The following is a 25,663-nucleotide window of genomic DNA, read 5'->3' as shown; positions in this document are numbered from 1 at the left end:
ACTGCCATCCTTGAAAGCGCTCGCATGACCCTCGACCTCTCCGGCCGCGTTGCGGTCGTCACCGGCGCCTCGCGCGGCATCGGCTATTTCATCGCGAAAGAACTTGCCGCCGCAGGCGCGCATGTCATCGCGGTTGCCCGCACCGTCGGCGGGCTGGAAGAGCTTGACGACCAGATCAAGGCTGAACGCGCCAGAACCGGCAAGGGCGAAGCGACGCTGGTGCCGCTCGATCTTGCCGACATGCCTGGTATCGACCGGCTGGGCGGCGCCATTCACGAGCGCTGGGGCAAGCTCGACATCCTCGTGGCCAATGCCGGCGTGCTCGGCGTCATCTCGCCGATCGGCCATGTCGAGGCGAAAACCTTCGAGAAGGTGATGACCATCAACGTCACCTCGACCTGGCGGCTGATCCGCTCGGTCGACCCGCTGCTCAGGCTGTCGGACGCCGGCCGCGCTATCCTTATGTCCTCCGGGGCTGCTCATTCTGCGCGCGCCTTCTGGGCGCCCTACGCGGCATCCAAGGCGGCGGTGGAAGCCATGACGCGTTCCTGGGCGCATGAGACGCAAAGCCTGCCGCTGCGCATCAATGCGGTTGACCCCGGCACCACCCGCACCGCCATGCGCGCGCAGGCCGCGCCCGGCGAAGATCCGGAGACGCTGCCGCACCCTTCGGAAGTGGCAAAACGCATCGTGCCGCTGGCCAGCCCCGAGTTGAAAGAGACGGGGCTGATCTTCCAGGTCAAGAACAACCGCTTCGTCGCCTACCGGCAGCCGGAATAAACCGGGTTGAAGCGGGATTAAACAGGCCTCCAGTTACGTTTCTTCGAATGTAGGACATTCGAAACCGGAGGACCGACATGCGTAGACTTCTTCTCGTTGCCGCCGCTGCGATCGCCGCCACGGCTGGCGTGGCGCTGGCGCAAGACGCCAAGATGAGCTTCTTTGTCACCAGCGTCGGTTCCGGCAAGGGCGCCGATCTCGGCGGACTCACGGGCGCCGATGCGCATTGCGCCTCGCTGGCGGAAGCGGCCGGGGTTGCCGGCAAGGAATGGCACGCCTATCTCTCGACCGCCGATGTCGACGCGCGCGACCGTATCGGCAAGGGCCCGTGGCTCAACGCCAAGGGCGAAAAAATCGCCGACGACGTCGCCTCGCTGCACAGCGACGCCAACGCCATCACCAAGCAGACGGCTCTCACCGAAAAGGGCGACGTGGTCAACGGCCGTGGCGACAAGCCGAACCGGCACGATATTTTGACTGGCTCGAAACCCGACGGCACCAAGATCGCCGACCAGACCTGCGGCGACTGGACCTTGAGCGGGGCGGAGGGCGCGGCAATGATGGGCCATCACGACCGCACGGGTCTCGACGAATCGGCGGCGGCCAAATCCTGGAACTCCTCGCACGCCTCGCGCGGCGGATGCAGCCAGGAGGCGCTGAAAGGCACCGGCGGCGACGGCCTGTTCTACTGCTTTGCCACGAACTGAGCGCAAGCTAAGGGCGCGGTTCGTTCACGGGTCTGTGATGGTCCGGCGCGCCGCTCCCCCCTCGCCCTGCTTTCGCCATCAGCCGGGAGTTGCTAGGGTCGATCCGACTCCGACAATCCAGCAAAGCGAGGAATTCCCATGGCTGCTCCCAGCGTAGCATTGGTCTGGTACCTGGTGATCGCCGGCCCGCAAGGCGGCATGGTGGTGCTGCCCAGCACCTTCGACACCCGCGAACAGTGCACCAACGCCATCACCGAATACCAGAAGCAGCCGACGCCTGCCGGCTGGGCGGTGAACTGCGTGCCAAGCGCCTCGCCGTTTACGGATGAGGGCGATGCGGAAGAGCCGGCGGCGCAGTAGCGCGAGGCGTCGACGCTGCTGATCTCCCCCCAAGTGGGGGAGATGGCCGGCAGGCCAGAGGGGGGCGCGAAGGAACGCCAACCTTGGCAGTGTGTGCGGCCAGCGCGAGCCTGTGAAGAATTCGTCTGGATCTATTGAGAGGTCGGCGGGACAGCGCCCCCCTCTGCCCTGCCGGGCATCTCCCCCACAAGGGGGGAGATCAGCAGCTTCAGCGCCGCGCGCTCACCGTCAGTTCCGGCTTGCTGTTAATCGTCTGGAAGACCACGCAATAGCGTTCGGTCAGCTTGATGAGTGAATCGATGCGCTCCTGCGGCTCGTCCGTGTCGAGGTTGAAATTCAGCCTGATGGCGCGGAAGCCGACCGGGGCATCCTTGGCCACACCCAGCGTGCCGCGAAAGTCGAGATCGCCCTCGGCCTCGACGGTCGCCGCGCCGAGTTTGAACTCCAGCGCCGTCGCCACCGCCTTCAGCGTCACACCGGCGCACGCCACCAGCGCCTCGAGCAGCATGTCGCCCGAGCACAGTTCGAGCCCTGAGCCGCCGGTTGCCGGATGCAGGCCGGCGACAGCCAGCGCCCTGCCCGTCTCGACCTTGCAGGCGATCGACTGGTCGTCGATCGAACCCCTGGCCCGAAGCGTGATCAGCGCCTGCGCGGCATCGCCGCGATAGGCCTCTTTGAGCGGCGCCTGCATGGCTTTGAGTGCGGTGGCGTCCATGGTCTGTCCTTTCAACGATCTTCGGCGCCTTGATAGCACCGAAATGCTGGCGGGACAGCGGTGGGAAGGAACAGAGGCTCGCGAAGAGTTATTTTGACTTCGACCACCCAGACCATACCTATGCGGGAGCGATTTCCGGAGGTGTCATGCGTGCCAAGCTGAAGCTCATTCCCGCAATTCTTCTTGTGCTTGGCATGCTGTCGCAGCCCGGCCGCGCCGAGACGCCCGAGCGCCCCGCGCCGACCGGCGGCGTGCTGTCGCTGCTGCCGGCGCCGCAGACAACCAGCCATTCGATCACCATTGCCGGGCGCTCGCTGGACTACCAGGCCAAGGCCGGCACGCTGTCGCTGCTGTCCGGCAAGGCCGATGTCACGGCGGAAATCTTCTATGTCGCCTACACGCTGCCGCCAGCGGCGGGTGCACAGAAGGCTCGCCCCATCACCTTCGTCTTCAATGGCGGCCCGGGCGCAGCGTCCGCCTATCTGCATCTCGGCGCGCTCGGTCCGCGCGTCATCGCGACTGGCGCCGACGGGCAATTCCTGCCGCCGCCGCAAAAGCTCATCGACAATCCCGACAGCTGGCTCGACATGACCGATCTCGTCTTCGTCGATCCGGTCGGCACCGGCTACAGCCGCGAAGCGCCCGGCCAGGACACGAAAGATTTCTGGGGCGTCAGCCAGGACGCCAGTTCGATCGGCGCCTTCATCCGGCTCTATCTCGCCCAGAACGGCGGCACCGGATCGCCGCTGTTCCTTGCCGGCGAAAGCTATGGCGGGTTCCGCGCAGCACTTCTCGCCCGAACCCTGCAGGAGGATGTCGGCCTGAGCCCGAACGGCATCGTGCTGATCTCGCCAGCACTGGAATTCACGCTGGTGCTGCCGGACGAATTCCAGCCGCTGCACTGGGCGCTGGAACTGCCCTCGCTGGCGGCGGTGCGTCTGCGCAGCGAAGGCACCAGTGGCGAGGCCCTGCGCGAAAAACTCGCCGAGATTGAGCACTATGCGTTGGGCGACTATCTCACCGCTCTGACCAGCGGGCTGGAACAGGGCGGGCGGCTGGCCAGCCAGCGTGTGGCCGAGATCACCGGCCTGCCGCTTGAGCTCGTGCAGCGCAATTTCGCCCGCATCCCGACCAGCCTGTTCGCGCGCGAATTTCAGCGCACCGGCGGCAAGGTGCTCAGCCCTTATGACGGCACGATCGCCACCAGCGACATCGCCCCGGAGAGCGCCCGCAGCGCCGGTCCGGATCCGGTGCTCGACCGCAGCGTGCCGGCATTGACCTCGGCCTTCGTCTCCTATGCGCGCGATGAGCTGAATTTTCGCACCGATGTCAGCTACCGGTTGCTCAATGGCGACGTCACCCACAATTGGGACTATGGCAGCGAGCGGCAAGGCTATGCCGGGGTGATGGACGACCTGCAGCGCGCACGTTCACTGAACCCGGCGCTGGGCGTGGTGATCGTCAATGGCGACACCGATCTGGTCACTCCCTATCTCGCCTCGCGCTATCTGGTGAACCAGCTCCCGACGCTTGCCAACGCCAAGCCTATCCGTCTCGACATCATCGAGGGCGGCCATATGATGTATTTCAGGCCCGACGGCCGGCGCGCGCTGAAGGAGGCTGCTTCGGAGCTTTATCAGGCGACGCAGTGACGGCGCAGCAAGGCCTCGCGGATTTGGTCACAGGCGTTTGCCTTAGTGGTTGGCATTCCACTCCTGACCGTTCGTGAGGGTCCAGCTTATCAAACAAGCGAAAGCCCTGATGCTGCCTTTTGGTCGCGTCAGCAAGGGATCATCGTCGTAGCCAGAAAGAACCCGGCTGTAGACGTAGCTGTCGTCGGCGCCGATTGGCTCTCTCGGGTCTTCGATGCTGAAGCCTTTAGTTCCCAACACTACAAGGCCCGACAACTTGGCCACTTTTTCAGTTTTGAAAATATCGAGACCCCAGAAGTCATTCAGTCCAACGGTTACCTCGACCTTTAATTTTGCGTTTGGCATCGCTTCAGCTGTCCATGATTTCACATCGAGGATGTAGTTGTTCGCTAAATAGCAAGGTCTGGCTTTAGGGCCTGAGGGCTGGCGCGCCAGAACGATGAGCGATGATAGCGCTACGGTTGCAGCTATCGCGGCGAATAGGGTTGCTGCTGCTATTGCCACGAAGCGCATTCGACCTCCTGCGTTGCCGCGACCTACCTGCAGCCCCTGCCCCAACGCAAGCTTGGCGCTGGCTTAGCGCCGCGCAGGCTTTCGCCCGTATAGCCTGTAACTGGAGCCTGATTGGGGCGGGCTTCTCATTCGTCTCTGACAGCGTCGGACCCGCCGCATGGCCGATATCGCCATTCTGGAAACCCGCGAAAGGGTGCTTGCCGGCATTCTGTTCACAGGGGCGGCCTATTTGCTGTTTTCGACGCAGGACGCCGCGATCAAGCTTCTGGTTGTCGGCATCAGCGTCTGGCAGATCATGTTCTTCCGCTCGATCACCGTGCTCCTCGGCTGCGTGGCAATCGGCGGGCCGCGCATCTTTGCCGAAACCGCGCGCTCGTCCATCGTGCGGCCGATGCTGCTGCGCAGCGCTTTCACCCTTGGCGCCTGGCTCTGCTATTACAACGCCGCCCGCTCGCTGCAACTGGCCGAACTCACCACCATCTATTACGCCGCGCCGATCATCGTCACCGTGCTGTCGGTCGTGATGCTTGGCGAAAAGGTGCCGCTGCTGCGCTGGCTGGCGGTGTTCATCGGCTTTGTCGGCGTGTTCATCGCCTGCGACCCGGCCCATCTCGGCCTGTCCATGCCGATGCTGCTGGTGCTGGCGGCGGCGGTGCTGTGGGGCGTTGCGGTGGTGCTGATGCGCAAGACGGCGATGGCCGAGCGCACACTGATCCAGCTTGTGCTCAACAATTTCTACTTCCTGGTGTTTTCGGCGGTGCCGGCGCTGCTGGTGTGGCAGATGCCGGACTGGCGCCAGCTGCTGCTTTTGATCAGCGTCGGCGCGCTCGGCGGCGTGGCGCAATTCATGCTGTTTGAAGGCATGAAGCGGGCGCCGGTGTCGATCGTGGCGCCGTTCGAATACACCTCGCTGGTCTGGGCCTTCGGGCTTGGCTTCGCCATCTGGGGCGACGTGCCGCGCCGCGAGGTGTTTTTGGGGGCGGCGCTGATCGTCGGCGCCGGGCTGCTGATCATCGGCAACGAGCATTTCCGCAAGCGGCTATGAGTATCCCTGTGCTGACAGAATGGTGGCAGGAGAAGACGGATAGGCTGCCGACATGACGGAAGCCCTCGACCGCCCTAACGACACCGCTGCCGAGCGTACGCTCGGCATCACGCTGGTGTCGGCGTCGGCTGCTTTCTTCGCCCTCACCGGCGTGCTGACCAAGTCGATCCATGCCGACCCGCTGACCATCACTTGCTGGCGCGGTTTCGTCGGTTCGATCCTGATCACCGTCTATGTGCTCTGGCGTCGCCGCCGCTCAGGCGGGCGCGAGAGCCTGCGGCTCGGCTGGCGTGGCTGGCTGCTGGCGGTCGAGGGCGCGGCGGCCAGCATCGCCTTCATCTCGGCGTTCAAGTTCACCTATGTCGCCAATGTCGCGGTCATCTATGCCACCGCGCCCTTCATCACCGCGCTGCTCGCCTTCGTGCTGGTGCGCGAGCCGTTCCGGGCGCAGACGCTGGTCGCCGCAGCCGTTTCGCTGTGCGGCGTGGCAATCATGGTCGGTTCCGGCTTCGGCAGCGGCCATCTGTTCGGTGACGGGCTCGCACTGCTGATGACCACCGGCAGCGCGCTCTACATGATCATGGTGCGCGCCTTCCGCGACACGCCGGTGGTGTGGGCGGGCGCGGTGTCGGCGTTCCTTTTGTTCGTGTTCGGCTGGTTCGTTACAGACCCGCTAGCGGTTTCGAGCCGCGACGCGGTGCTGCTGGTTGCCTTCGGAGGGTCGTTTGCAATGGCCTCGATCCTGTGGACGGAGGGCTCGCGGCTGATCCCGGCGCCCGAATCCGGCCTGCTCGGCGCCGCCGAAGTGCCGTTCGCGATCCTGTTCGCCTTCCTGTTCCTGGGCGAGATCGCACCGGCCGCGAGCCTGATCGGCGGCGCCATCGTGCTGTGCGCGGTTTTTGCCCATGCCGGGCGTGACTGGCTGGTGGCGAGAAAAAATGCGGCAACCCCATAATTATTTTCAGAGTCATGGAACCATCATTCGGTTCAGGCATTATTGGTGCGACGGGTCACCCCCCAAGTCCCCCCAAACCCCTCGACCCGTCTTCCTCAAAGCCGACCGTAAAGGTCGGCTTTTTCTTTGGGATTTCAGCCGGTAAGGCCGGGCAAGGCGAGATTGTCGCTGAGCAAGGCGACAAGGTCGCGCGCCGGCCGTTCGGCGCCCTGGCCGAGCCGGATGGCGAATTGTGCAATCGGCACCGGCGGCAGGCCGAGCTCGCGCGGTGCTTCGACGATGCCGGAATGGGCAAAGCGCGCCGTTCGCAAGGTCAGCGCTATGCCGGCATTGACCGCGGTGCGCAGGCCGGCAAGGCTGGCGCTACCGGCGGCGATGCGATAGCGCCGACCGGCAGCATCGAGGGCTGCGAGTGCCGCTTCGCGAAAGCCGCAATACGGGTCGAGCAGCGCCAGCGGCAACTCCTCTTCCCGTACGGCAAGGCCCTTTTGCGAGCACAGCCACAGCATCGGCTCGCTGAACAGCCCGACTTCGTCATTGGCCGGGGTTTTGCGCATGATGATGGCCAGATCGAGTTGCCCGGCCTGCAGCGCGTCACCAAGCTCCGCCGAGCGGCCAACGCGCAGTTCGATCCTGACGCGCGGATGGCTGATTGCAAAGGCGCGCAGCAGCTCCGGCAGGCCACTGTCGGCGAAATCCTGCGTGGTGCCGATGGCAACGCGGCCGGCGGCGCGCGCGCCCTTCAGCGCCAGCCAGGCTTCGCTGTGCACCGCAAGGATGCGACGGGCATGGCCGACCAGATCCTCGCCAGCCGGCGTCAGCCCGCGCCCACGCCCCTGCGCCACCAGCAGCGGCTCGCCGACGATCTCCTCCAGCCGCTGCATCTGGGCGGTCACCGCCGAGGGCGAGCGGCCGACAACAGACGCAGCCTGGGCCAGCGAGCCGCCATCGACAAAGGCGAGGAAGGTTTTGAGCAGATCGGGATCGAGCGCTTGCATACTTCGATAATACAGAACCTTTCATTCGAAACAATTCGATTTTTTTGATGAGACTATGATGGCATGGTCTCTCCAACGGCAAACCGACGCCGCCCAAACGAAGGAGAGAAAAATGCCCATCATCAACATCAGCGTCACCGGCACGCCCGACGCCAAGCTGTCGGCGACAATTGCCAAGGAAATCACCGGCCTGACGGCGACCCATCTGCGCAAGGACCCGACGATCACCGCCGTCGCCGTCAGCTATGTCGATCCGCAGCACTGGTTCGCCGGCGGCAAGTCGCTGGCCGAGCATGGCGCCAACACCTTCTGGCTCGACATCAAGGTGGTCGACGGCACCAACACCAAGCTGGAGCTGGAGGCCTATCTGAAGGCGATCTTCGACGCCTTTGGCAGGTTGCTGGGTGGCGTGCATGAGGAAAGCTACGCTTTCGTGCACGAGGTACCGGCCGCGGCTTACGGCTATGGCGGCAAGAGCCAGGAGTTTCGGTTCATCAGTGGTCGGCTGAAGGCGGCTTGATGAAGCCACGAGGGTCAGCGCCGCCCCTCATCCGCCCTCCGGGCACCTTCTCCCCGTGAACGGGGAGAAGGAAAAAGGCGCTACATTGACCTTGCCTCCCATTGCGTTACCCTCTCCTGCGAAGCGGACGAAGAGCTGCGATACTGGAACGTTGGGAGAGACGCGGCATGATCCTGACACTGGCGCTGCTTGCAGGCCTTGTGCTGGCCTGGCTGCTGATTGCCGCGATCGAGACCTTTCGCCTCGACCTGCGCTTCACCCAGGCGCTGCTCTATGTGCCGTTCAAGCTCGCCTACCGGATCGAGGATAGCCGCATCCGCATTGCCCGTAACGCGCCGACGCCGGTGATCTATGTCGTCTCGCACCAATCGCGTTTCGAGCCGGCACTGATGCTGTCGCTGCTGCCTGACGACACGCTGCATATCCTGGACGAGGCCTCGGCGCGCTCGCCCTGGCTCGAGCCATGGCGCGAGCTTGGCCGCACCATTGCCTTCAACGCCGAGCATCTTTTCGTCAGCCGCCGGCTGGTCAGGGTGCTGAAGGGCAAAGGCCGGCTTGCCGTCTATCTGCCCGATGATGTCGAACCCGATGTGAAGGCGTTCCGGCTCTTCCGCGCCGTCACCCGCATAGCCATGCAGGCAGACGCCCGCATCGTGCCGATCTTCGTCGCCGGCGCGCGGGATCTGCCGGTGTCCTTGACGCCAAAGGACCGGGCGCCCCGCCACTGGTTCCCAAAACTGTCGATCAGCGTGCTGGAGCCGATGACGATTGCCGAACTGGTGGCGCGCAATCCCGACCAGGCTTCCAACACCAATGCGCTGTTCGACCGCATCGCCGAGGCCAGGCTGTTCGGCAGCAACCTCAATCGCGGGCTGTTCCTGGCCATGCGCGATGCAGCCGATCGCACCGGCGCCTCGCATCCGATCATTGAGGATGTGATCAGCGGCTCGCTCAGCTATCGAAAAATGTTCATCGGCGCACGCGTGCTCGGCCGCCGTTTCGAGGCGATCACAGCTCCGGGCGAAGCCGTCGGGGTGCTCTTGCCCAACGCCAATGGCGTGGTGCTGTCCTTTGTCGGCCTGCTCTCGGCGGGCCGCGTGGCGGCGATGATGAACTACACCGCCGGGCCAGCGAGCGTCACCGCGGCGGTGCGCACGGCGGTCATCCGCACTGTCGTTTCCTCCCGCGCGTTCGTCGAGAAGGCCGCGCTTGCCGACATCATCGCCGCGGTCGAGGCCGGCGGCGCCAAAATGCTGTGGCTGGAGGATGTGCGCGCAAGCGTCACCGCATTGGAAAAGATCAGCGCGGCCGTGCTGTGGCGGTTCCCGCTGCAGCGGCAGGATGCGGCCAAGCCCGCGGTGATCCTGTTCACTTCGGGCTCGGAAGGTACGCCCAAGGCCGTGGTGCTGTCGCACCGCAATCTTCACGCCAACGCCATGCAAGCCGAGGCGCGCATTACCATTTCGCCGTCCGACATCCTGCTTAACGTGCTGCCGGTTTTTCACTCTTTCGGCCTGACCGGCGGCACCATCCTGCCGCTGGTGACCGGGGTAAAACTGTTCCTCTACCCCTCGCCGCTGCACTACAAGATCATCCCGGAGATCGCGCGCAAGGTGAAGCCGACCATCATGTTCGGCACCGACACGTTCCTCGCCAATTATGCCCGCACCGCCAAGGACGGCGATTTCTCCAGCCTGCGCTTCGTCGTTGCCGGCGCCGAAGCGGTGAAGCCGGAGACGCGTCGCGTCTACCGCGAGCGCTTCGATGCCTCGATCATCGAGGGGTTCGGGCTGACCGAGGCCGCGCCCGTGGTTGCTGTCAACACCGCCATCCACGGTCGCGACGGCACGGTCGGGCGGCCGCTGCCGGCGATGCGCATGAAGCTCGAACCGGTCGAGGGCATCGAAGACGCCGGCAGGCTGTGGCTCGACGGGCCGAATTTGATGATGGGCTACATGACGGCGGACCGGCCCGGCGAATTGCAGCCGCTGGACGGCTGGCACGACACTGGCGACATCGTCTCGGTCGACCGCGACGGCTTCATCACCATTCGCGGTCGGGCCAAACGCTTCGCCAAGATCGCCGGCGAAATGGTGTCGCTGGGCGCGGTCGAAATGCTGGTGCAGTCGCTATGGCCGGAACAGCGCCATGCCGCGGTGGCGGTACCGGACAAGAGGCGCGGCGAGCGCATCGTGCTGGTCACCACCGCCGGCGACGCCGATCCGGAGGAACTGCGCGCCTTCGGCAAGAAAGCGGGCGCGGCCGAACTGATGGTCCCCAACGACATAGTCAAGGTCGAGGAGATCCCGGTGCTGGGCTCGGGCAAGACCGATTATGTCTCGACGCGGAAGCTGGCGATCGAGAAACTGGGGCTGGGTGTAGCGGCGTAATCTCCCCCTCAAGGGGGGAGATACCTACCCGATATCAGAAGGCGGCACCTTCTCGCCCTCGCGCAGGGCGCGCTTCGAATAGGCGCGCACCGAGAACGGCAGGAAGATGAGATAGCCGGCGACCGAGGCGGTCAGCGTGTACCAGGGATAGGTCATCAACAGCAGCACGTAGAGCACGACCGCGAGGATGATCGGCAGCACCTTGTCGCCCGGCACTTTCAGGCTTTTGCCGGAGTAGACCGGCAGCCGGCTGACCAGCAGGAAGGCAACCAGGATGGTGAAACCGCTGGCGACGAAGGCGGCGGTACGGCTGGGTTCCACGCCAACGCGCAGGAACGACAAATAAAGCGGCAGCATGACCAGCACGGCGCCCGCCGGCGCCGGCACGCCGACGAAATACTCGCTCTGCCAGATCGGGCGATCATGGTCCTCGTCGAGCACGTTGAAGCGCGCGAGCCGCAAGCCACAGGCGATGGCGAACAGCAGCACCGCGATCCAGCCCGGCGATCCTGCGCGGTCGAGCAGGAAGGCATAGAGCACCAGCGCCGGGGCGACACCAAAGTTGACGATGTCGGCCAGCGAATCCATCTGCGCGCCGAATTTGGACGTCGCCTTCAGCATGCGCGCCAGGCGCCCGTCTATGCCGTCGAGGAAGGCGGCGAGCAGCACCATCACCACGGCCGGCTCGAAGCGGCCCTCGAAACCGAAGCGGATGCCGGACAGGCCGGCGCAGATGGCCAGCACGGTGACCAGATTGGGCAGCACCATCCGCATCGGAATTTCGCGGATGCGCGGACCGCCGCTGCCGTGAGCCTCGAACTTTTTGAACGGCGCGCCCACCGCTTACGAGATCCTGACCAGTGGCGTTGCGGCGATGCCGCCGAATTCGGCAAGCACGGTTTCGCCGCCGACCGCCGTCTGGCCGACGGCGACGCGCGGCACAGCCGTCGAGGGCAGGAAGACGTCGACGCGCGAGCCGAAGCGGATCAGCCCAAAGCGTTCGCCAATGGCGATCGAGCCGCCGGTCTCGGCCCAGCAGACGATGCGGCGTGCCACCAGGCCGGCGATCTGCACGGCGGCAACGGTACCGTTGGGACTATCGATGACCAGCCCGTTGCGCTCATTCTCCGAGCTCGCCTTGTCGAGTTCGGCATTGAGGAACTTGCCCGGCCGGTGCTCTATTTTCGTGATGCGGCCGCGCACGGGGGCGCGGTTCACGTGGCAGGAAAACACGTTCATGAACACCGAGATGCGGGTCATTTCGGTGTTGCCAAGGCCAAGCTCGCGCGGCGGCACCGCCGGCCCGACTGCCGAGATGATGCCGTCGGCGGGACTCACCACCAGCCGGTCGTCGACCGGCGTGATGCGCTCGGGATCGCGGAAGAAATAGACGCACCATGCCGTCAGGATCAGGCCGATCCAGAACAGCACCGAGGAGAAATAGCCGAGGAACAGCGTGCCCGCGCCAAAGGCGGCAATGAACGGATAGCCCTCGCGGTGGATCGGAACGAAGGCATTCTTGACCGAGTCGACAAGGCTCATCGGATGGCGCTCATGGGATGGGGGCAGTCCCTGTTTCAGGTCCGGCCTCAATACCGGAAAGGCTCCGTCGTCGCAACGCAACATTGGGCAAGGCTGCATCGGCCGCAGCCGTTGGGAAGGGTGACGTGCTTGCCTGTCAGCGGCTTTGCCGCCAGAATTCCAGCCACCGCTGGCTCAATGCGCGGCGAAAAGGCCGACCGTCCATGATGCCGAAATCAGGGAAAGCGCCGCTCACTGCCACGCAATTGGCAGCGATGGTTGCTGTTTTGACCGCCTTTTTGGCAACGAGCGATCCCGCAACGGCCCAGGGTAAGCCATCGTTCGACTGCGCCAAGGCCGCCAGCGTGGCGGAAAAGGCCATCTGTGCCGACCCGGTTCTGGCGCAAGCCGATGCCGATGTGGCGAAGGCCTATGCCGCACTGCTGAGGACGCTCGATGCTCATGCCGGCAAAGCGCTGAGGGACGACCAGAGCGATTTCATCGCCTATCGCGACCAGATCGCCGGCTTCAACGAAAATACGCCCAAGGAGCAGCAGACGTTCGATCTCGGTGAATTCCTGCGCGACCGCGCGACCTTCCTGGCCGGCATCCGCAAGCCGTCGGATGCGGGTTTGATCGGCACATGGAGCAGCGTGCGTGGCTCGGTTGAGATCAAGGCAGCGGACGCCGGCAAGCTCGAGATTTCAGCAGAGACCGTCACCAACCCTGTGTCGGGAAGCGGTGCCTGCGACATCGGTGGCACCGTCGAGAAGCACAAGACGTTGCAGCTTGTCGACACCGACGACAACGACAAACCGACCGGATTTGTCTTCACCTTTCGCCGCGATGGCGATGCGCTTGCCGTCGAGCAGAGCGGCACCGGCAAGGATGATAGATCCGAACCACCGTCATGCGGTGCCAACGGCCATGCCGACGGCACGTTCTTCCTAAGCGAAAAACGTTAGGCTTGCTGTCGGGGAGACACCCCCTCGCCCGTCCTTGGTGAGACGGCGCCGACCTTTGCCATGACGGCGCTCCAACAAGGAGTTTCCCCCAATGCAGAACCAAACGCGTCTCGTTGCAGCCGGCCTCGCTTTCGGGGAGTCGCCGCGCTGGCATGACGGACGCCTTTGGGTCTGCAATTGGGGCACCGGCGAGATCGTCACCGTCGATGGAGACGGCAACAGCGAGGTCGTGCTCACAATACCGGCCGTCCTGCCCTACTCCATCGACTGGCTGCCGGATGGGCGGCTGCTGGTCATCTCGGGCCGTGAGGGGGTGCTGTTGCGGCAGGAGGCGGATGGAACGCTCGCCACCCATGCCGATCTTCGGCCGCTGTCGAACAGCCCGTGGAACGAGATCGCCGTCGACGGGCGCGGCAACATCTACGTCAATGGCGGCGGACCTGCGCCTGCGCCGGGAGAGCATTTCGGCCCGGGCACCATCGTGCAGGTCACGCCTAACGGCTCAGTTCGGCAGGTGGCCGAGAACATCGCTTTCGCCAATGGCATGGCGGTGACACCGGACAACAAGACGCTGATCATCGCGGAATCGCATGCCAACCGGCTCACCGCTTTCGATATTGCCGAGGATGGTGGTCTCTCCGATCGGCGGATATGGGCCGATCTCGACGGCTTTCCCGACGGTATCTGCCTCGATGCCGAAGGGGCGGCCTGGTATGCGGATGTTCCCAACAAACGCTGCGTGCGGGTGCGCGAAGGCGGTGAGGTCCTGCAGACCGTCAATGCCGATCGCGGCTGCTTTGCCTGCATGCTGGGCGGACTGGACGGCAGCACCCTGTTCATCGTCGCCGCCGAATGGCGCGGCTTCGAGCATATGGTCAGCGATGCCCGCAGCGGCCAGGTGCTGAGCGCCAAAGCGCCAGCACCTGGCACGGGCTGGCCCTCTTGGAGCAGTACAGTTGCCTGAACCGCTCCAAGTCTTTCTCTGCGCAATTCCCAAGGGAAAGCGCTTCACGCTTTTCCCGGGAAAACCGCAGCGCACTTTTCCTGGAATTGCTCTTATAGTTCGGGCAGACGCTGATAGTTGGCGATGTCGGCCTTCACACCCAACCGGGCGATGGTCTCCTGCGGGTTGAAGCCAGCCCTTTCATGCGCCGTCTTGACGATCGGCACGACATTGTCCACCGCCGCCTGGTTCTCCCATTCGACAATGGTGACGAGGTTGAATTCGCCCGGCCCCGAAAATTGCTCGAGCACGAAATCCTGCACGAAGCCCTGTTGCACGCGCAGCAATTCATGTGTCGCCCTGACCTTGCGAAGGATTTCCTCGCGCGCCACGGCGGGGACGACGAATTTGTCGACCCGGAACACGGCTGCATCGGCAAACTGTTGATTTGGTTGGTCCATTCCAATTGTCTCCGTTACTTGAACGACTTGGGTGCGGTGGCTCAGGAACGGTTTTGCGATATCAACTTAGGTTGAGGTCAAGAGGGAAAATCGGGGAGATTGGCGAAATCGCCGGTGACGTCTGATCTCCCCCCTTGTGGGGGAGATTAGTGCTCCACCGCTAACTCACCTCCGACGTCCTTCTGCGCACAATCACCCCAAGCTCGTCGCTCTCGCGCGCAATTCGCAGCCTCTCCTCCGCTTCCGTCGCTTCGCGCTGGCGGTCCCACATCGAGGCGTAGAGGCCGTGTTGGCGCATCAGCTCGGCATGGGTGCCGCGTTCGGCGATCTGGCCGTCCTTGAGCACGATGATCTCGTCGGCGGTGATCACCGTCGACAGCCGGTGCGCAATCACGATGGTGGTCCGGCCCTTGCTGACCAGATCGAGCGCGGCCTGGATTTCCTGCTCGGTGTGGCTATCCAGCGCCGAGGTGGCCTCGTCGAGCATCAGGATCGGCGGCGCCTTCAAAATCGTGCGGGCGATCGCCACGCGCTGCTTTTCGCCGCCCGAAAGTTTCAAGCCGCGCTCGCCGACCATCGAGCGGTAGCCTTCCGGCAGGCGTTTGATGAAAGGCCCGATCTGGGCCAACTCAGCGGCCTTCTCGACATCCGCCTCGCTGGCGCCGACGCGGCCGTAGCGGATGTTGTAGGCGATGGTGTCGTTGAACAGCACGGTGTCCTGCGGCACCATGCCGATCGCGCCGCGCAGGCTCTCCTGCGTCACGTCACGGACATCCTGGCCGTCGATCAGCACCTGGCCGCCCTGGACATCATAGAAGCGGAACAGCAGCCGCGAGATCGTCGATTTGCCGGCGCCCGACGGGCCGACAATGGCCACCGTCTTGCCGGCTGGCACCTCGAAGGACACGCCCTTCAGGATCTTGCGGTTGGGGTCATAGGCAAAATGCACATCGCGGAACTCGACCTTGCCGGCCGAGACCGCAAGCGGCCTGGCATCGGGCTTATCGGTGATTTCCTGCGGCACATCGAGCAGGTCGAACATCTGCTCGATATCGGTCAGGCCCTGGCGGATTTCGCGGTAGATGAAACCGATGAAATTGAGCGGCACCGACAGCTGCACCAGCATGGCGTTGATGAAGACGAAATCGCCGACGCTCTGGGTGCCGGCCTGCACCTCCAGCGCCGACATGCACATGACGATGACGGTGCCGAGGCCGAAGATGATGCCCTGACCGAAGTTCAGCCAGCCGAGCGAAGTCCAGATCCGGGTCGCGGCCATCTCATAGCGCGCCATCGAACGGTCGAAGCGCTCGGCCTCCATACCCTCGTTGTTGAAGTATTTGACGGTCTCGAAATTGAGCAGCGAATCGATCGCCTTGGTGTTGGCGTCGGTGTCGCTGTCGTTCATGTCGCGGCGGATCGAGATGCGCCAGTCGCTGGCGCGGACCGTGAACCAGACGTAGAGCCAGACCGTGGCCGCCACCACGACCACATATTTCCAGCCATAGGTGTAGGCGAAGATGCCGGTGGTCAGCGCGAATTCGAGGATGGTCGGCGCCGTGTTGAGCATAATGAAGCGCACGATCGTCTCGATCCCCTTGGTGCCGCGCTCGATGATGCGCGACAGGCCGCCGGTGCGGCGCTCGAGATGAAAGCGCAGCGACAGCTGGTGCATGTGGACAAAGGTGCGGAACGCGAGCTGGCGCACCGCATACTGGCCGACGCGGGCAAACAGCGCGTCACGCAGCTGGTTGAAGCCTAGCTGCACCAGCCGCACGACATTGTAGGCGACGACCAGCATGACCGGCGCCAGCAGGAAGGACGGCAATGGCGGCGGCGATTTGGCGTCGCCGGCCAACGCGTCGGTCGCCCATTTGAAGAAATACGGACCGGCGACCAGCGTCAGCTTGGCGACGACCAGGAGCAGCGTCGCCCAGGTGACACGGGCTCTGAGATCAGCGCGATCGGCCGGCCACATATACGGCCACAGATTGCGCAGAGTGCTGAAGGTCGAGATGTCGGAAACGGTTTTTTCTGCCACTTTTCTTGCCTTTTGGGTGAGAGCGGATCAGCGGCCGGAGCAGCAGGAATTGACGAGCGCGGTCAGCGATGCGGAAACGTCTGCGAGCGCTGTGCGGTCGACCTCATAGCGCGAGCGCTGGCGGTCGGGCTGGAAGCGGACCAGGCCGGCCTCGACCAGGATCTTCAGATGCTGGGAAACGGTCGACTGCGCCAGATCGAGATGGTCGACGACCTCGCGGCAGCAGCAGGACTTGCTGGCCGACAAATGTTTCAGGATCTCGATGCGCGCCGGGTGTGAGAGCGCCGCAAAGCGAGCGGCCACCGCGCGGCTGGCGGGCGGTGCGCAGTTTGCGTGGTCTGGTTCGGTGAGGGAGTCGGTCATCGTTCATCGGCGATAGACGATGAACGAGCGTGGGGCAAGCTAACCCGATGGGTAGAAGGGTAATCTCCCCCCTCGTGGGGGAGATGGCCGGCAGGCCAGAGGGGGGCGCGAAGGATCGCGGCCTTTCTGATCGGCAATGCCTTAGCAACCGACAAGCGGCGTGTATCTGAGAAATTACTGACAGGTCGGCGAGACAGCGCCCCCCTCTGCCCTGCCGGGCTGGCCCTCCGCTATCGCTTCGGGCGTTCATCGTTCGGAAAGCCAAGCAATTGGCTTTCCGTTCGCTGCGCGAACCACTCTTCAACCCCCACAAGGGGGAGATCAGCTCGTCCCGAACTTACTGCGCCTTCACCGGCGCCGTTGTCGCTTGCTCGCCCATGGCCTTGAGGTCGGCGGCTTCGCCTTCCTTGGACTTTTCCGGGACCTTGAACACCTGTCCCGGCCAGATGCGGTCGGGATCGCTGATCTGGTCCTGGTTGGCGAGATAAATGGTCGAGTAGCGCACGCCATGACCATAGACCCGCCGTGAAATCCGCCACAGCGTGTCGTTGCGGCGGATGATGACGGCGCCGTCGGCATGTTCGAGTTTCGGCGCCACTGTCTCGGGCACGTCGGGTGTTGCCGCCACGACGACTGCCGGAGCCTCGGTAGCGGGCGCTGCCGGGGTCGCCGGTGCGGGCGCAGCCGGTGCCTCGGCTACAGCGGGTGCGCTGGTAGCCGGAGCCGCAGGAGCCGGTGCAGGCTCGGCCGGGGCAGCCGCGACCGTGGCCGGCGCTGCGGGAGCGGCGGGTGTTTCGGCAGCAGCCGGCTCAGCCGGCTTTGCTTCGGCCGGCTTGGTCTCTGCGGGCGCCACGGCTGCGACCGCTTCGCCCGGCTCGCGCTCGAACGGCACGGCGGCACGCGCCACCACCTTCACGCCGTCGGCATCGAGACCGTCGACATGGATGGTGTAGCTGCCGACCGGGATGTCGCGCGTCGCCTCGACCAGGAAATGGCCGTCCGGCGATGTCACTGCGTCGCCGAGCAGGATATCGTTGGCGTAGGCGCGCACCTTGCGGCCGGCGTCGGCGAGACCGGCAACGAAGATCTTGTTGCCGTCGATTTCGACCGCCTCGACGACGATCTTGGGTTCGGCCACTGCCGCAGCCGGCGGCGTTGCTGCCGCGGCCGGTGCCGCCGGAGCTGCTGCGGCATCCACGGCGGCCGGCGCAGGTTCGGCCGGGGCGGCAGGTGCGGTCGCGGCAGGCGCCTCGGCGGCCGGAGCCGCGGCCTGATCACCGGTGGCCGGCGCTGCAGGCTTAGTCTCGGGCGCCGGAACGGTCAGCAGCTCAGCCGGCTTGCCCGGCTCCTCGACCATCGCCAGCACCTGGCCGGCGGCGTCCTTGGGAACCGAAACGACGGCGGTCTGCACCGAAGGCGTAACGACATCGCCAGTCGTCGAGCGCAGCGCAATCGTATAGTCGCCGGGCTTCAGCGGATCGTCGAGAACGATGACAAAGGCGCCATCCGGGCCGGCGACCGTCGAGCCGAGCACTGTCGAGCCGTTGAGGATTTCGACCTTAGAATTGGGCGCGGCATTGCCGGCAACGACGATCGAGCCGTTGCTTTCGACGCGCACGATATCGAAGCTCGGCGCAACCGGGCCGGCCGCAGCCGGCGCTGGAGTTGCCGGGGCGGGCGCGGCAGGTGCTGCCGGAGCGGCTGCTTCTGTGGCTGGAGCCGTGGCGTCGGCAGGCGCCGGTGCCGGCACAGCCTTGGCATCGGTGGGGGCGGCAGGCGCCGGCGGCAGCCTTCCCTCGGTCCCTGAATCGGCTGGCGGTGTCAGCGACGCAATCTCCGCCGGCGGCGTGGGATTGAGATACGGGTCGAGTGCGCCCGATACATAAGCGGTTCCGATGACCGCGACGGTCCCACCCGCCGCGAACAGAAACGCCTTCAATGGATTAACAGCCATATTTCCCCTGCCCCTTAGCCACCTAACGCCGGTCTAGCGTGTTTTGCCGGAACCGACAAGAAAAAGCCCGGGCTGGTCAGCCTCTGGGGCTTGACCCCGCATTCAGACCCAATCACCAATCACGCATGAACACGATTCGATCCGTCTGCGTCTACTGCGGCTCGTCTCCGGGCCGCGATGAAATCTACGCCAAGGCCGGACACCTGCTTGGCCGCTCGCTCGCCAAATCCGGCCTGCGGCTGGTCTATGGCGGCGGCACCAAAGGCATTATGGGCGCCGTCGCCGAAGGCGCGCTCAAGGCCGGCGGCAAGGTAACGGGCATCATTCCGCGCTTCCTCATCAACAAGGAGGCAACCGAAACCGCGCTTGACCGGCTCGACGAGTTGCTGATCACCGACAACATGCACGAGCGCAAGCACAAGATGTTCGAAAAATCCGACGCCTTTGTGGCGCTGCCGGGCGGCATCGGCACGGTCGAAGAGATCGTCGAGGTCATGACCTGGGGCCAGCTCGGCCATCACCGCAAGCCGATCGTCTTCGCCAACGTCAAAGGGTTCTGGAATCCGATGCTGGCGCTGATCGACCATATGTCGAGCGAAGGCTTCATTCACACCGCGCAGCGGGTCAAACCACTGGTGGTCGAAGACCCCGAAGCCATCGTCGCCGCCATCATGGTGGCGGGCTCGTCGGTCGATGCGCCGACGGAAGGCGTGCAGTCGGTGATTGATAAGATGTGAGGGCAGTAAGGGAGTAGAGCAGTATGGCAGTAGGGGAAAGACGGTACCTACTGCCCTACTGCCCTACTGCCCTACTGCCCTACTGCCCTACTGCCCTACTGCCCTACTGCCCTACTGCCCTACTGCCTCCCGCAACTCCGCAATCACCGCCCGCTTGTCCTGCCGCCGCCAGGCGAGATGAATCGAGACCGTGCGCTCGAACCAGGGCAGATCGCGGAACACGATCCCTGATGGTGCTGCGCTTTGCAGACTTGCCTGCACCGTTGCCAGGCCGAGCCCGGCGCTGACCAAGCCGAGCGAGGTCAGGGGATCGGCCGTCTCGTAGGCGATGTCGGGCATGAAACCGGCCTCGATGCAGGCGGCGAGGAACTGGCCGCGGTTGGAGTCGGCGGGCTGGCGCACCACGGTGATCCAGGTGCGGCCGTCGAGATGATGCGGGCGGATGTCGGCAACGGCGGTAAGCGCATCGCCCTCGGGTATCGCCAAAACCAGCGGCTCGCGCCGGACCAGCGTCGAGGCAATTTCAGGATAGTTGGCCGGCGGCGGCGAATAGACCAAGCCGAGATCGAGCGTACGTTGGCGCAGCCCCTCGAGCTGGGCGGCCGAGCGGAGGCTCATCAGGCTAAGATGCAGCCGCGGCCGGTCGCTGCGGAATTGCCGCAGCATCCGGCCGACCAGCCCGGCATGCACCGCGCCCTCGACGTAGCCTATGGCAAGGCGGCCGGCGGTGCCGGCTGCAAGGTCACGGCCGAGCGCCTCCAGCCGACTGGCGCCCGCGAGAAGCGCCTGCGCCTCGGCAAGGAAGGCCAGCCCCTCGGCATTGAGATGGACTCGCTGCTTTGCCCGTTCGAACAGGGTGACGCCAAGCTGCGCCTCGAGTTGCATGATCTGCCGGCTCAGCGGCGACTGCGAGATATGCAGGAGTTCGGCGGCACGGCCGACAGTGCCGGCTTCGGCCACGGCAACGAAATAGCGGAGCTGGCGCAGGTCGAACATTTCGCCTCCGGGCTTACAGTCCTGTCAGGTCTCAACTTTAGCCTAATCAGTCTTGGACTGTCTGACCAGCGGCAGCGATAGTTCTGATATCGCAACCACAGGAGACAGAAATGCAGTTCTTTGCCCTTCTCACCCGCAATACCGAGAAGTTCAGCGATGCCGATTTCGCGCCGCTTTTGCCCGGCGAGGCCGAACAGCGCCGCACGCTCTATGCCGAGGGCGCCGTACGCCAGGTGTGGAACCGCAGCGATATTCCGGGGAGCGGCATGATGTTCGAAGCCGGCAGCGACGCCGACGTGCGCGGCCACCTCGCCACTTTGCCGCTGGTCAAGGCCGGCATGATGGATATCACCGCGGTCGTGCCGCTCGCGCCCTATCCCGGCTTTGGGCCGAAGCGCTGATCCAACGGCGCAGCTGGCGGCGATCCGTGCCGCCGGCTGGGCCGTGATGGCCCGACGCCAAATGGATCGCAAGAATCAGACATCGGTATCCATCCTCCGACCTGATCGACGCTGCATTGTTGTGCGTTCTTCGGCGGCTATTAACCGAGCTGCTCCAGCGCCTGTTAAGGAATGACGGGCAATAATGCTTCCGGGATATTGTACGCGTCTGGCGTGCGATGCGACTTTGAGCGGTTGGTCTTTGCGACGCACTCGTTTCCTGCTGATTGCTGCAGTACTGCTTGCCGTTGCGGCTGGAGCCGTCGTGGTGGCGCTGCCTGCGCTCACCTCGTTTGCCGCGACATCCGACCGCTATGAAGCGCTTATCCCGTCGCTGAAGAGCGAGACGGACCGCGGCGTTGCGTATTTCGCTTTTGGGGATTTCTCGGCGCTGACGTCGGACACGCTGAAAGTGTCGGCGTCGCCCTGGAAACTGGCGACAGCGGCGCTGGCGCTCAGCTCCGTCGACGGCAAGCTCGATCGCCTCGCCGAGGTCGACCTCGCGGCGCTCTATCGTCAGTTCGGCTTCCACACCCCCAAGACCATCGGCAACTGGGCGGCGCTTTTGCCGCCGCCGAGCTTCGAGACACCGCTTGGGCAGAATGTCGGGTTCGGTGGGCGGTCGCTGCCTCCAATCGGCGCGACGATCGGCAATGTCGGCTGCGCGGCCTGCCACTCCAGCGTGATGTACGATGCATCAGGCAATCCCGACACTGGCCGGGTCTGGCTTGGCGCCCCCAACAGCTCGATCAATCTGGAAGCCTATACGCAGGCGCTCTTTACGGCGTTCAGCGCCTTCGGAAACCAGCCGGACCTGCTGATGGAGGCTGTGCAACGTCTCTATCCCGAGACGCAATGGCGCGAGCGGGTGACGCTGCGCTATTTCATCATCCCGCAGCTCGCCAAAACCCTTGCCGAACGCCAGGCTTCGATCGGCCGGCTGCTGCCGTTTCGCGCTTCGGTGGCCGGCGCCACCAACGGGCTGGATTCGCTCAGAAGCCGGCTCGGCCTGATTCCCGAAGGCAAGCTCGTGCCGGAGAGCGTGTTCAATTCGGTGCCCGATCTCGGCTCGCGGCTATGGCGCAGCAAATTCCTCAATTGCGGCAACTACGCCATCCCCGGCGTCGACCACACAAGGACAATCCACGCCGAGGACATCACGCCCGAACATCGTCGGGAACTGGCAGCAATCATTTCCTATTTCACCGTGCCCAGCATGGGCGTCACCCCCGAAGTTGCGGAGACCTCGATCGGCCACGCTTTCGACATTACCGGCTGGATGAGCCAGTACACACCGCAGCCATTTCCCGGCCGCATCGACAGATCGCTGCTGCCGCGCGGCCAGGCGATCTATGCGCAGCATTGCGCCTCCTGCCACGGCGCCTACGGCCAGGACATTGAGCGCCCACATCTGATCAGCTTTCCGAACTGGGAAGGCGAGATCGGCACCGATCCGCAACGGCACAAACTCTTGGGCAAGGAGGTCGCCGATGCGGTGAACGGGTCGCTCTATGGCCGCTACATCGACGCGCGCACCGTTGACACCTACACCGCGCCGCCGCTGACCGGGCTGTGGTCCAGCGCGCCCTATTTCCACAATGGCAGCGTGCCGACGCTCTGGCACCTGATGCACCCGGGCCAGCGGCCCAAGCGCTTCAGCGTCGGCGGCCACCGGCTCGATCTCGACAAGGTCGGCATCGCCGGCGTCGACGACGGCACAGGCGGCTGGTCTCAGCCTGCAGGATACACGCCCTGGTCCATTCCGGCCGAGATCGACACGACTGCCTTTGGCCTCGGCAATGGCGGCCATGAGGCGGAATTCGCGCCGCTTGGAGAAGACGACAAGTCAGCGCTGCTCGAATATTTGAAGCTGCTGTGAGGCGCGCGATGCGAGCACACCGGCCAGGGAGAGAGATGCCATGCCGGTGACACTCAAGGAGCGTGATTTCGAATCCTTCTTCGCAGCTCCGTTCGAGGCCTATGGCGAGACCTCGCTCTATGTCTCGCCGATGAAGGGCGACCTGAAGCGTTTCCTGTCGGCGACGGAAAATCCGCTGTTCAGCTCGGACGAMGAAATCACCTATTTCACCGCGTTTCGCGACGGACGCCCGATCGGCCGGATCACCGCGCATGTGCATGGCGCCTCCAACACCCAGTATGGCTGGAACCGAGCCTATTTCGGCTATTTCGACTGCGCCGACGACGCGGAGGCAGCATCGCTTCTGCTCAAGGCGGCCGAGGATTGGGGGCGGCGGCGTGGCCACGCCGAGATCACGGGCAATTTCAACCTGACGGCCATGCAGCAGATCGGCGTCCAGACCAGCGCGTTCGACAAGGCGCCCTACACCGACCTGATCTACAGCCCGCCGCACATCGCGCGGCTGCTGGAGGAAAACGGCTATCGCCCGGACTTTCCGATGACGACATTCGAGCTCGATCTCAAGACGGCCGCACCGCCCGAGATCGGCCCCAAACAGCAGGCGATCCTCGACAACCCCGACTTTGCCTTTGCGCCGTTGACGCGGGCCTTGGTGCCGCAGCGCATGGAGGACGCACGCCTTATCCTGAATGCCTCCTTCGCCCAGAACCCGATGTTCGTGCCGGTAAGCCACGAGGAGTTCCATTTCCAGGCGCGGGACATGAAGTGGGTGATGGACCCGCGCATTTCGGCTGTGCTCAACCATCGCGGCGAGCCGGCCGCCTGCATCATCTGCATCCCGGACCTCAACCCGTTCCTGCGCAAGACGCGGTCGAGGATCGGGCTGACGACGCCCTGGCATTTCCTGATGCATAAATTCACCTGCAAACGCGCCGTGCTGATCTTTTCCGGCGTCAGGCCCGATCTGCAGGGCCAGGGCGTCAACCCGGTGGTGCTGCGCCGCGTCGTGCTGGCGCTCAAGGCCGCCGGCTATGAGACGCTGGGCAACACCTGGATAGGCGACAGCAACAAGGCCAGCCTCGCCCAGAAGCAGAAGTCCAATGCCAGGCCACTGCATCGCCTGCATCTGTTCCGCAAGGACCTATAAAGCCGGAGCGGCAGACTTTCGATCTGTCCAACTTTTCTTGAACTCCTGCTTGCGCGCAATGTAAGCCCGCGAGCGACGATTTCCATTTGCAGCCCGCTTCGCAGTTGGCTATCGGAGACTATTGGCAGGGGACGGATTTTTTGGAGAGCGGGACGAAGGACGAGAGCGCGTCGCAGCCGAGGAAGGCGATCCTGGTCCTCGGAATGCACCGCAGCGGAACCTCGGCGCTCAGCGGCCTCATCGCCGCGCACGGAGCAGCGCCCCCGAAACATCTGCTGCCCGGGAGCCTCCACAATCCCAAGGGACATTGGGAAAGCACCCCACTCACCCTCGCCGACGATGACCTGCTTACGGCCGCCGCCTCCTCCTGGCACGACTGGCTGCCGCTCGATCGGCAGTGGCTGCAATCGCCGGCAGCCGAGCGATTTCGCCACACCATCAATGCAGTCATCCTCAGCGAGTTCGGCGACGCGCCGCTGTTCTTCATCAAGGACCCGCGTATCTGCCGGTTTGTCCCATTCATGGCCTCGATCCTGGCCGATCTCAGTGTCGAGCCGGTCGCATTCCTGCCGGTCCGCAACCCGCTCGAAGTCGCCTACTCGCTGCAGCACCGCGATCAAATCGCGCTGCCGACAACGCTGATGCTGTGGCTCAGGCACGTGCTCGAAGCGGAGTATCATTCTCGAAACATGCCGCGCTGTATCCTGCGCCACGAAGACCTGTTGAGCGACTGGCGACATCACATGGACCGCGCAGCCAGGGAGACGGGAATCGTCTGGCCTGTCACGTCGGATCAGGCCGGCACCGCAATCGCCGAGTTCCTGAACGAGGATCTGCATCATCAGCGGGCCTCGGTCGCTGATCTGCAAAGCCATCCCGACGCCACGCCGTTGGTTCGCAGTGCCTTTGCCATTCTAGGAAGCATGGCATCTGAAGGCGACAGCCAGGAGTTGCGCGACCAGCTCGACCAGGTGCGGGCGACGTTCGATGAAAGCTGCAATGTGGTCGGCAAGGCCGTAGCCGCTGGGAACCTTGCCGCCCAACGGCTACAGGGCGAACTGGGAAAAAGCATCGTCGAGCGCGACGCGCTAGCCTGCGCGCAGCCGGAGTTCATCCAGGCCCAAGACAACCTCATCGCGGAGCGGGATGCACTCAGCCGATCCCTGCAGGAGCTCATCCAGGCTCGGGATAGCGCTCTTGCTGAGCGTGACGCGCTCAGCAAATCCCGGGAGGACCTCGTCCGGTCTCGGGACAGCGCGCTGGCGGAGCGTGATGCGCTCAGCCAATCCCGGCAGGACCTCGTCCGGTCCCGGGACAGCGTTGTGGCAGAGCGTGAAGCTCTCGCACGGAGTTGCGACAGCCTCGCGGCAGAGCGCGATGCGGTGTTTGCGTCGCGCAGCTGGCTATTGACCGCACCGTTGCGATGGGTCGTCACCTTCATTCGTCGAAGGTAGTCGTTCAAAAACGCATGGCATCCACACAATGTCGGCTGATCGACAGACTGTGATCGGCTGTCAAGAAACTGTCACACGAAACCCGGCACGCCCGTGTTAGGGATAGTTGCCGGCATCCGCGCGCGGC

General features: G+C 64.4%; 26 protein-coding genes. 15 read left to right on the top strand and 11 right to left on the bottom strand.

The features are described 5' to 3' along the window. The first annotated feature begins 24 nt into the window (after window positions 1–24). The 3 genes from AC1DYJ_RS18910 to AC1DYJ_RS18900 all read left to right on the top strand — a co-directional run bounded on the left by AC1DYJ_RS18910 (window position 25) and on the right by AC1DYJ_RS18900 (window position 1,847). On the top strand, window positions 25–780 hold the full coding sequence (locus AC1DYJ_RS18910) for an SDR family NAD(P)-dependent oxidoreductase (RefSeq protein WP_477288151.1): 756 nt from the start codon (window positions 25–27) through the stop codon (window positions 778–780). Window positions 781–857: 77 nt separating this feature from the next. Beyond that, window positions 858–1,487, top strand: a complete 630-nt coding sequence (locus AC1DYJ_RS18905; RefSeq protein ID WP_477288153.1) for a hypothetical protein — start codon at window positions 858–860, stop codon at window positions 1,485–1,487. A 138-nt stretch (window positions 1,488–1,625) separates the two neighbouring features. Beyond that, window positions 1,626–1,847, top strand: a complete 222-nt coding sequence (locus AC1DYJ_RS18900) for a hypothetical protein (protein ID WP_023689120.1) — start codon at window positions 1,626–1,628, stop codon at window positions 1,845–1,847. Between the two features lie 208 nt (window positions 1,848–2,055). On the opposite strand, the gene AC1DYJ_RS18895 is transcribed toward AC1DYJ_RS18900, so the two are convergent. Then, window positions 2,056–2,562: an OsmC family protein gene (locus AC1DYJ_RS18895; RefSeq protein WP_477288155.1), complete on the bottom strand. Its 507-nt coding sequence runs from the start codon at window positions 2,560–2,562 to the stop codon at window positions 2,056–2,058. A gap of 146 nt (window positions 2,563–2,708) precedes the next feature. On the opposite strand from AC1DYJ_RS18895, the gene AC1DYJ_RS18890 reads away from it, so the two are divergent. After that, on the top strand, window positions 2,709–4,214 hold the full coding sequence (locus AC1DYJ_RS18890; RefSeq protein WP_477288157.1) for a S10 family peptidase: 1,506 nt from the start codon (window positions 2,709–2,711) through the stop codon (window positions 4,212–4,214). 42 nt (window positions 4,215–4,256) lie between these two features. Here AC1DYJ_RS18890 and AC1DYJ_RS18885 read toward each other — a convergent pair whose 3' ends face one another. Beyond that, on the bottom strand, window positions 4,257–4,727 hold the full coding sequence (locus tag AC1DYJ_RS18885; RefSeq protein WP_477288159.1) for a hypothetical protein: 471 nt from the start codon (window positions 4,725–4,727) through the stop codon (window positions 4,257–4,259). 157 nt (window positions 4,728–4,884) lie between these two features. Here AC1DYJ_RS18885 and AC1DYJ_RS18880 point away from each other — a divergent pair, with 157 nt between their 5' ends. Then, window positions 4,885–5,772 carry a DMT family transporter gene (locus AC1DYJ_RS18880; RefSeq protein ID WP_477288161.1) on the top strand — a complete coding sequence of 296 codons (888 nt, stop codon included), beginning with the start codon at window positions 4,885–4,887 and terminating at the stop codon, window positions 5,770–5,772. 52 nt (window positions 5,773–5,824) lie between these two features. Continuing rightward, window positions 5,825–6,727 (top strand): DMT family transporter, encoded by a 903-nt coding sequence (locus tag AC1DYJ_RS18875; protein WP_477288163.1) that lies wholly within the window; start codon window positions 5,825–5,827, stop codon window positions 6,725–6,727. Window positions 6,728–6,861: 134 nt separating this feature from the next. Here AC1DYJ_RS18875 and AC1DYJ_RS18870 read toward each other — a convergent pair whose 3' ends face one another. Next, entirely contained in the window at window positions 6,862–7,725 is an 864-nt protein-coding gene (locus AC1DYJ_RS18870; protein WP_477288165.1) for a LysR substrate-binding domain-containing protein, read from the bottom strand. Window positions 7,726–7,837: 112 nt separating this feature from the next. On the opposite strand from AC1DYJ_RS18870, the gene AC1DYJ_RS18865 reads away from it, so the two are divergent. After that, on the top strand, window positions 7,838–8,245 hold the full coding sequence (locus AC1DYJ_RS18865; RefSeq protein WP_477288167.1) for a tautomerase family protein: 408 nt from the start codon (window positions 7,838–7,840) through the stop codon (window positions 8,243–8,245). Between the two features lie 167 nt (window positions 8,246–8,412). Further along, window positions 8,413–10,635: an AMP-binding protein gene (locus tag AC1DYJ_RS18860; protein WP_477288169.1), complete on the top strand. Its 2,223-nt coding sequence runs from the start codon at window positions 8,413–8,415 to the stop codon at window positions 10,633–10,635. 24 nt (window positions 10,636–10,659) lie between these two features. Here AC1DYJ_RS18860 and AC1DYJ_RS18855 read toward each other — a convergent pair whose 3' ends face one another. Genes AC1DYJ_RS18855 through AC1DYJ_RS18845 form a run of 3 tightly spaced genes read right to left on the bottom strand, consistent with a single transcriptional unit; the run spans window position 10,660 to window position 12,538 of the window. Next, window positions 10,660–11,475 (bottom strand): CDP-alcohol phosphatidyltransferase family protein, encoded by an 816-nt coding sequence (locus AC1DYJ_RS18855; RefSeq protein WP_477288171.1) that lies wholly within the window; start codon window positions 11,473–11,475, stop codon window positions 10,660–10,662. 3 nt (window positions 11,476–11,478) lie between these two features. Beyond that, window positions 11,479–12,261: a phosphatidylserine decarboxylase gene (locus tag AC1DYJ_RS18850; RefSeq protein WP_477426189.1), complete on the bottom strand. Its 783-nt coding sequence runs from the start codon at window positions 12,259–12,261 to the stop codon at window positions 11,479–11,481. A gap of 52 nt (window positions 12,262–12,313) precedes the next feature. After that, window positions 12,314–12,538: a hypothetical protein gene (locus AC1DYJ_RS18845; RefSeq protein WP_477288175.1), complete on the bottom strand. Its 225-nt coding sequence runs from the start codon at window positions 12,536–12,538 to the stop codon at window positions 12,314–12,316. Between AC1DYJ_RS18845 and AC1DYJ_RS18840 the strand changes: the two genes are divergently transcribed. Both AC1DYJ_RS18840 and AC1DYJ_RS18835 read left to right on the top strand, forming a co-directional pair. After that, complete coding sequence (locus AC1DYJ_RS18840; protein ID WP_477288176.1) at window positions 12,522–13,121, top strand: lysozyme inhibitor LprI family protein; 600 nt, start codon at window positions 12,522–12,524, stop codon at window positions 13,119–13,121. The two genes, AC1DYJ_RS18845 and AC1DYJ_RS18840, sit on opposite strands and share 17 nt — an antisense overlap. Before the next feature lie 91 nt (window positions 13,122–13,212). Next, complete coding sequence (locus AC1DYJ_RS18835; protein ID WP_477288178.1) at window positions 13,213–14,085, top strand: SMP-30/gluconolactonase/LRE family protein; 873 nt, start codon at window positions 13,213–13,215, stop codon at window positions 14,083–14,085. A 92-nt stretch (window positions 14,086–14,177) separates the two neighbouring features. Here the strand turns inward: AC1DYJ_RS18835 and AC1DYJ_RS18830 are convergent, their stop codons facing one another. The 4 genes from AC1DYJ_RS18830 to AC1DYJ_RS18815 form a co-directional block, all read right to left on the bottom strand. Then, a complete protein-coding gene (locus AC1DYJ_RS18830) occupies window positions 14,178–14,525 on the bottom strand; it encodes an antibiotic biosynthesis monooxygenase (protein WP_477288180.1) in 348 nt (115 codons plus the stop codon). Window positions 14,526–14,685: 160 nt separating this feature from the next. Further along, window positions 14,686–16,566 carry an ABCB family ABC transporter ATP-binding protein/permease gene (locus tag AC1DYJ_RS18825; protein WP_477288182.1) on the bottom strand — a complete coding sequence of 627 codons (1,881 nt, stop codon included), beginning with the start codon at window positions 16,564–16,566 and terminating at the stop codon, window positions 14,686–14,688. Between the two features lie 27 nt (window positions 16,567–16,593). Then, on the bottom strand, window positions 16,594–16,929 hold the full coding sequence (locus tag AC1DYJ_RS18820) for an ArsR/SmtB family transcription factor (RefSeq protein WP_477288184.1): 336 nt from the start codon (window positions 16,927–16,929) through the stop codon (window positions 16,594–16,596). Window positions 16,930–17,266: 337 nt separating this feature from the next. Further along, on the bottom strand, window positions 17,267–18,883 hold the full coding sequence (locus tag AC1DYJ_RS18815; RefSeq protein WP_477426187.1) for a LysM peptidoglycan-binding domain-containing protein: 1,617 nt from the start codon (window positions 18,881–18,883) through the stop codon (window positions 17,267–17,269). Window positions 18,884–19,008: 125 nt separating this feature from the next. Here AC1DYJ_RS18815 and AC1DYJ_RS18810 point away from each other — a divergent pair, with 125 nt between their 5' ends. Beyond that, a complete protein-coding gene (locus AC1DYJ_RS18810) occupies window positions 19,009–19,620 on the top strand; it encodes an LOG family protein (RefSeq protein WP_477264678.1) in 612 nt (203 codons plus the stop codon). Window positions 19,621–19,731: 111 nt separating this feature from the next. On the opposite strand, the gene AC1DYJ_RS18805 is transcribed toward AC1DYJ_RS18810, so the two are convergent. After that, entirely contained in the window at window positions 19,732–20,616 is an 885-nt protein-coding gene (locus tag AC1DYJ_RS18805; protein WP_477285911.1) for a LysR substrate-binding domain-containing protein, read from the bottom strand. Window positions 20,617–20,726: 110 nt separating this feature from the next. On the opposite strand from AC1DYJ_RS18805, the gene AC1DYJ_RS18800 reads away from it, so the two are divergent. The 4 genes from AC1DYJ_RS18800 (at window position 20,727) to AC1DYJ_RS18785 (ending at window position 25,536) form a co-directional block, all read left to right on the top strand. Further along, window positions 20,727–21,017 (top strand): muconolactone Delta-isomerase family protein, encoded by a 291-nt coding sequence (locus AC1DYJ_RS18800; protein ID WP_477285909.1) that lies wholly within the window; start codon window positions 20,727–20,729, stop codon window positions 21,015–21,017. 241 nt (window positions 21,018–21,258) lie between these two features. Further along, entirely contained in the window at window positions 21,259–22,935 is a 1,677-nt protein-coding gene (locus AC1DYJ_RS18795; protein WP_477285907.1) for a c-type cytochrome, read from the top strand. A 40-nt stretch (window positions 22,936–22,975) separates the two neighbouring features. After that, entirely contained in the window at window positions 22,976–24,082 is a 1,107-nt protein-coding gene (locus AC1DYJ_RS18790; protein ID WP_477426185.1) for a GNAT family N-acetyltransferase, read from the top strand. A gap of 86 nt (window positions 24,083–24,168) precedes the next feature. Further along, complete coding sequence (locus tag AC1DYJ_RS18785; RefSeq protein WP_477285903.1) at window positions 24,169–25,536, top strand: sulfotransferase family protein; 1,368 nt, start codon at window positions 24,169–24,171, stop codon at window positions 25,534–25,536. Window positions 25,537–25,663: the final 127 nt, after the last annotated feature.

It is taken from the genome of Mesorhizobium sp. P2_B11 (assembly GCF_056404855.1).
The sequence above is the reverse complement of the archived record's forward strand: the minus strand, read 5'-3'. Positions and strand labels throughout refer to the sequence as shown.